Below are 6,773 nucleotides of genomic sequence, written 5' to 3' on the forward strand. Positions count from 1 at the left end.
TACACCCATGCCTGAAACTTTTGCTTTGTGGTAGCTTGGCGTGAAAAAGGTGACGGATAATGCAGACCAAATTTAGCCATATAAACAAACCGAGCGAATACAAATACCCCAACCGCATAGCCAAAATAAATATGCCACTGGAACATAACGCCACGAATACCTTTGGCAATGCTCACCGCTTGTTTATCGGTAATAATGACATCTATTTTCGCTAAGCCTTGATGAATTATGGCGGCCATATGGTTTTTCTCCATCCACCCAAGCCTTAGTAATACAGTTAATAACATCACCATCATAGTCAATGCCAATCCCCAATGAATAAGACGATGGAGTCGTGGATAAGTAGTCTGTGTTTGCATAAAAACCTCGGTAGGATTGCGATGATGGGGGCCATTATCACGCCGGAATCTTAACAATCACTTATGGATAACAAAAATCGGAAAATAATCTAAAACATGACACTATGGCGATAAAATAACTTTGAACGGACTCACACATGACTCATTTACTACACAAAACTCGACAAACAGCATTATTCCTTGCAGGTATAGGCACGTCATTAGGCGGGCTTTATACCTTATTCCCACAATGGGCTGTCGAAAACCTTAACCAGTTAGCTTATCACTCCAGTGACACGATATTTATTCAGCATTGGGGATTTATGGTGCAATACCAACTCCAATAATTATCTGGTCATTCAGCGGGAGTTCTGCGCCTTCTAGGCAAGTAATAGGATTGTAGACATAGTTGTTCTACGTCAAAATCATATTAAGCAGCATAGAAGGTGCAGAAACCCGCCCTGCGGGAGCTACTCAGGGTTTCCATTTCTTTGTTGCATTGTTTTACAAGGGAACAACCATTCTTTCAACAATGCGCCTCAAACTGGAAACCTGAGTGGCTCTGATTGAGCACATAATTAATGGAATTGGTATTAGTAGGGGGGAGTTTTTTTATTGCGATGGTGCGTTCAACTTGGATAAAACCGCTGTTTTATATTGCGCTAGTTGAAAAGCTATTTTTTATTAGCCTAGTATTGAGCAATGCCAATCAAGCTTTTGTCGATGGGTTTTGGTTATCAATGGTAATGGACTGTATCATTTGTGCTTATATCGCCGCATATTTATGGTTCTGCCGAACCACTGGTGATTAACTTTTTAAGTTAGACAAACTCAATTTAGTCGACACTATCTGGCGGTGCCGCAACATCGCATTTTTTACAATTAAGGATCATTCCTAATTGTTGTTGCCGACCTTCGATTGTCGTCACCCAAAGGCGAACAGTCCAAGGCGGATTATGGCGTACATGCTGAAAGTGACCACAGCCTAATTCTGCCACCCAATGCTGTTCTTCATCCAAATGATAACCGATAATTTTTTGCTGCATCCGAGTTCACCCAATCTTCAATGTCTTAGATCACCATAGAATGAAAATTTTCTGCTGAAACAATAATACCAATAGCAATTCAAATAACACGAGCGCGGTTTACACCTACAAAAAAGCCTGAACAAGTCAGGCTTTTTGAGCGATAAATAACGTAGTTCAATACTAAGTTATTCCAATACTATATTACTTAGTACGATCGCGAATGTGGCTCATTGCACGCTTACGACGACGCTCTTGACCTACGGTCAATTTCTCGGTTCTACCTTCAAACGGGTTAGCACCTTCATGGAAACGTAACTGAATTGGCGTACCAACTACTTTTAATGAACGACGGAAGTAGTTCATCATGTAGCGCTTGTACGAATCAGGGAGCTTCTTAACTTGGTTACCATGAATAACTACGATTGGTGGGTTATAACCTCCAGCGTGAGCATATTTAAGCTTCACACGACGACCATTAACCAATGGTGGTTGATGATCATCTTGCGACATTTGCATAACACGAGTAAGCATTGATGTGCTTACACGACGTGTAGCACTGTCGTAGGCTTCTTCAATTGACTCATATAAATGGCCAACGCCAGTGCCATGTAATGCCGAAATAAAGTGAATACGGGCGAAATCGATAAAGCCTAAACGGCGATCAAGTTCGCTTTTAACACGGTCTTTGACTTTTTGATCAATACCGTCCCACTTGTTTATCGCAATAACCAATGCACGACCTGCGTTTAAGGTAAAACCCAATAAACCAAGATCTTGTTCTGCAATCCCTTCGCGTGCATCGATAACCAATAATACTACGTTAGCATCTTCAACCGCTTTCAAGGTTTTAATTACCGAGAATTTCTCAATAACTTCATTTACTTTACTGCGGCGACGAACACCAGCAGTATCAATTAATACGTACTCTCTACCTTCGCGTGACATTGGAATGTAAATACTGTCACGAGTGGTACCTGGCTCGTCATAAACAACAACACGTTCTTCGCCGAGGATACGGTTAATCAGTGTTGATTTACCCACGTTAGGCTTACCAATAATAGCGAGCTTAATCGGTAAGTTTTGCAGGCGTTCTTGTTCGGCTTCAGCTTCTTCTTCAGTGTATTCACGTTCAACTTGCTCGCCTTCTTCGTCGAGTTCGCGAACAATACCCATAGCTTCAGCATAAGGCGTTAGTGCGTAGTCAATCATGTTGGTCACACCACGGCCTTGCGCGGCAGCCATTTGATAGACTTCACCTAAACCTAGAGACCAAAATTCACCACAAGCAGAATCGGCATCAATACCGTCAACTTTGTTGGCAACCACAAAAGTGACTTTATCGCGGCTACGTAAATGCTGAGCAATCGCTAAATCGGCAGCCGTCATACCAGCACGAGCATCTGTCATAAATAATACGACATCAGCTTCTTCAATCGCGGCCAATGACTGTTCAGCCATTTTGGTTTCGATCCCCTCTTCGCTGCCATCAATACCGCCAGTATCAACAACGATAAACTCGTAGCCAGCTAAAAAAGCACGGCCGTATTTACGGTCACGTGTTAAACCTGGGAAATCAGCGACTAACGCATCACGAGTACGAGTAAGACGGTTAAATAATGTCGATTTGCCGACATTCGGTCGCCCTACAAGGGCCACTACAGGGATCATGATTTTGCCTCTAAAAAACTTTTCAATAAAAAGCCCCCGGAACGCTTCCAGGGGCTCTAGTAAGGACATTATACCTTAATTAACGCAAAAATAGTGCTATGACTTATTCCGCATTAGTTTCAGTATCTTCCTCTACATTCATTTGTTCTTCTTTGTTCAACATAACAATAGCGACTTTGCCACTACGACCTTGAACATAGATTTTGTCACCCACAACTAAAGGTTGGGCATATAATCCATTACTATCAACTTGAACTCGGCCAACTATATCGCCGCTATTACGGTCAATAAAATGTAAGTAACCTTCAAAGTCGCCGACAACAATATAGTTATCAATTACTGCTGGTGCTGTTAACTCACGGTTTTTAAGGACTGAAGTGCTCCATAATTCTAAACCATTACGGCGATCGACTGAGTAAATTCGGCTATGATCATCGACCAAATACAGACTAATACCTGCAGCAGCTAAATCATTAAAGCTTGAATATTTACGCGACCAAACCACACGACCACTACGAAGTTCCATAGACACTAAGTTACCATTGTAACTAGCAACATACAGATTTTCGCCCAGTACTAATGGCGTCATATCAATATCAGCCATCCGGGTGAACTCATTTGCGCCGGTTGGACTAAAGACGGGTTGTTCCCAAGCAGCCTGACCATTACTTTTAACGACAACAGCCACCTTACCGTCTGCGGTACCTAAAAAGAAACCGCCCGCTTCATATGCTGCAGAACCAGTACCACGTAAAGTCAGGTTTGGCAGTTGCATTTCATAGGTCCATAACTTTTTACCGTTATCGATATTAAATGCTTCAAATGCGCCTTTACTGGTATTTACCGCAACAACATCTTCTGCCACTGTCGGCGCCGATAATAACTCGCCATTTGCTTGCGCAGACCACACAACGTCACCGGTTGCTTCGTCAAGCGCAACCAATAAACCCGTTTCGCCACCAACAAAGACTTTATTACGTGCAGCTGTAACACCTGCTGCTAAACGAAGCCCCTTGGTTTTAGTTTCAAGCTTCTCTTCAAAGACGTCATTGAAGTCTTGCTTCCAAAGCTCATCACCGGTTGTTTCATCAAAAGCAACCACAATACCGCTGCGATCGGCTACAAACACCTTGCCGTAACGAACGGTAGGACGAAGTTGCGAGTAATAATCGCCTACACCATCGCCGACACTGGTATCCCAAGTGACCACAGGAAAAACGGTTGCTTGTATATCAACTAATTCACTCACAGGCTCTTCTTCAACATCACTTGAAGAACAAGCAGACATAAGAGCAACACTTAACCCAACGGCAAGTAGATTTTTACACCACGACTTCATCGGCTAAATTCCTTATGCCTTGTTTAGATTGTCTAATTTCATGGTCAACGCTGGACTGGCTAACGCACCACCATTATCCACTGCTGCTTGATAAGCTGATTTGGCTTTATCCAAATCACCTTGACGCACTAAAAAGTCGCCTTTTAATTCTTCGCGTTGTGAAGCAAATGCTTTATCAGTCACTTGTTCTAACGTCGCTAACGCCATACCTAAATTGTTTTGCTCAGCTTGGATACGCGCTAAACGGATCATCGCTACCATGCCTAAACCAGAACCAGGTTGCGCAGCAATCACTTTTGTAAATGATGCTTCTGCTTTGGCTAAATCGCCGGCTTCAACGGCTGATTTTGCAACCATTAATTCTAGTAGCGCTTGATAACCTTGCTGATCATGCTCTGATGTAAAGTTTTCAGCCTGAACCAATAACGCAGCTGGATTAGCCGACTGTGTCACGATTGACTGGAATGACTCTGAAGCTTCTTCAGCCGCAGTCACTTTCATGTCAGAATAAGTATTCCAACCATATAGACCACCAAGGCCTACTACGGCACCAACGACAATCGAGGTACCATAATCTTTCCAGAACTGCTTGATAGCATCTACTTGTTGTTCTTCTGTGCTATAAATTTCCACTTGCACTTCCCCTTTAAAATCTGTTCTTAAATCAGTTCTGCAATTTTAGCTACGAGTTCACTACGCGTAACCAATTGTTGTTCATTGTTTGTTCTTAACGGCTTAATGGCAACTTGATTGTTGGCAATTTCATTTTCACCAATAATCAACGCAAATTGGGCACCGCTTTTATCAGCGCGTTTCATTTGCTTTTTAAAGTTACCACCACCGCAATGGCTCATGACTTTAAGCGTTGGCAACTGTTGACGCAACTCTTGAGCTACTTTTATGGCTTCAACGACACAATTTTCACCCATTGCAGTGACATAAACGTCCACTTCAGGGGCAATATCACTGGTTAACTCAAGCGTTTCAAGCAAAAGCACAATACGCTCAAGTCCCATAGCAAAGCCAACCGCAGGTGTGTCTTTACCACCAAGTTGGCCGACTAAACCATCGTAGCGTCCACCTGCTAATACTGTACCTTGAGAGCCCAAACTAGTGGTAACCCATTCAAATACAGTGCGGTTATAATAATCTAAACCACGGACTAAACGCGGATTGATGGTGTATTGGATGCCAACAGCGTCTAAGAGTTCACACAAAGTTGAAAAATGTGTCTTAGAGTCTTCACCAAGGTAATCCATCAATGCTGGTGCATCGCCTAAAATGGCTTGCACTTGCGGGTCTTTACTGTCTAACACTCGCAATGGATTTGAATACATGCGACGTTGACTATCTTCATCCAACTTATCTTTGTGCTGCTCTAGAAATGCGATTAAGGCATCACGGTAAGCAGCGCGCTCTGCAGGGTCGCCTAGCGTATTAAGCTCTAGTGCAACGTGTTCTTTAATGCCGAGTAAATCCCATAAACGGGCAGATAACATTAATACTTCAGCATCAATGTCGGCGCTGCCAATACCATACACTTCAACACCAAACTGGTGGAATTGACGGTAACGACCTTTTTGCGGACGCTCATGACGAAACATGGGACCCATATACCATAAACGTTGTTCTTGGTTATACAGCAGACCATGTTCATTACCAGCACGAACGGTTGAAGCCGTACCTTCTGGGCGTAAGGTTAAACTGTCACTGTTACGGTCTTCAAAAGTGTACATTTCCTTTTCAACAATATCGGTCACTTCACCAATAGAGCGCTTGAAAAGATCTGTACTTTCAACGATGGGAGTGCGAATTTCGCTATAACCAAATGCACTAACTGATGAACGCAATACTGCTTCGACTTTTTGCCATAAAGGACTTTGCGTAGGCAGAATATCGTTCATTCCGCGAATTGCTTGGATTTGCTTTGCCACTGTTAACGTGTCCAATTCTTGAATTAGCTTGCGCTAATAAAATGTAAATATACCCTCAACATCGACAATACTTAGATTGTCATGCACAGGATTAATGATTATTCAGTTTTGTCGGTGATAGCGATGCGGTTGGCCATCATGCTCGCTTTAGCACGGATCTTGGCTTCTAAACCATCGATGATTTTATTGTTATCAAAGCGCTCTTTTTGACGTACTCCGTCATCATAATAACCGCTCTTAGCATGGCCGCCAGTTAAGCCGATATCAGACACTAACGCTTCGCCTGGACCATTGACTACGCAACCAATAATTGACACATCCATTGCAGTGGTAATGTCTTCAAGACGACGTTCAAGTTCATTGACGGTACTAATCACATCAAACTCTTGGCGCGAACAAGAAGGACAAGCAATAAAGTTAATGCCACGGCTACGAATACGTAGCGACTTTAAAATATCAAAACCAA

The 6,773-nt window shown here is 42.8% G+C and carries 9 protein-coding genes; 2 read left to right on the plus strand and 7 right to left on the minus strand.

Annotated features, from left to right (window positions below; translation table 11 throughout):
- Positions 1-359: cytochrome b/b6 domain-containing protein (locus CXF78_RS06845; protein ID WP_180957076.1), on the minus strand; the 359-nt coding region annotated here is incomplete at its 3' end.
- A gap of 137 nt (positions 360-496) precedes the next feature.
- On the opposite strand from CXF78_RS06845, the gene CXF78_RS21220 reads away from it, so the two are divergent.
- Both CXF78_RS21220 and CXF78_RS06850 read left to right on the plus strand, forming a co-directional pair.
- A complete protein-coding gene (locus tag CXF78_RS21220; RefSeq protein WP_145991389.1) occupies positions 497-685 on the plus strand; it encodes a hypothetical protein in 189 nt (62 codons plus the stop codon).
- A 234-nt stretch (positions 686-919) separates the two neighbouring features.
- Positions 920-1,150, plus strand: a complete 231-nt coding sequence (locus CXF78_RS06850) for a hypothetical protein (RefSeq protein WP_102036351.1) — start codon at positions 920-922, stop codon at positions 1,148-1,150.
- Between the two features lie 24 nt (positions 1,151-1,174).
- On the opposite strand, the gene CXF78_RS06855 is transcribed toward CXF78_RS06850, so the two are convergent.
- The 6 genes from CXF78_RS06855 to CXF78_RS06880 all read right to left on the minus strand — a co-directional run.
- Positions 1,175-1,384, minus strand: coding sequence for a DUF3565 domain-containing protein (locus CXF78_RS06855; RefSeq protein WP_011636595.1), 210 nt, complete (start codon positions 1,382-1,384; stop codon positions 1,175-1,177).
- A gap of 183 nt (positions 1,385-1,567) precedes the next feature.
- Positions 1,568-3,034: a ribosome biogenesis GTPase Der gene (gene der / locus CXF78_RS06860; protein ID WP_011636594.1), complete on the minus strand. Its 1,467-nt coding sequence runs from the start codon at positions 3,032-3,034 to the stop codon at positions 1,568-1,570.
- A gap of 103 nt (positions 3,035-3,137) precedes the next feature.
- Positions 3,138-4,373: an outer membrane protein assembly factor BamB gene (gene bamB / locus CXF78_RS06865; protein ID WP_102036352.1), complete on the minus strand. Its 1,236-nt coding sequence runs from the start codon at positions 4,371-4,373 to the stop codon at positions 3,138-3,140.
- 12 nt (positions 4,374-4,385) lie between these two features.
- Complete coding sequence (locus CXF78_RS06870; RefSeq protein WP_011636592.1) at positions 4,386-5,006, minus strand: tetratricopeptide repeat protein; 621 nt, start codon at positions 5,004-5,006, stop codon at positions 4,386-4,388.
- A 26-nt stretch (positions 5,007-5,032) separates the two neighbouring features.
- A complete protein-coding gene (gene hisS, locus CXF78_RS06875) occupies positions 5,033-6,307 on the minus strand; it encodes a histidine--tRNA ligase (protein WP_011636591.1) in 1,275 nt (424 codons plus the stop codon).
- Between the two features lie 98 nt (positions 6,308-6,405).
- Positions 6,406-6,773, minus strand: a 368-nt coding sequence (locus CXF78_RS06880) for a flavodoxin/ferredoxin-dependent (E)-4-hydroxy-3-methylbut-2-enyl-diphosphate synthase (RefSeq protein WP_180957077.1), incomplete at its 5' end; no start/stop codon positions are given.

The sequence above is a fragment of the Shewanella sp. 11B5 genome (assembly GCF_002836795.1).
GTDB classification, from domain to species: Bacteria; Pseudomonadota; Gammaproteobacteria; order Enterobacterales; family Shewanellaceae; genus Shewanella; species Shewanella frigidimarina.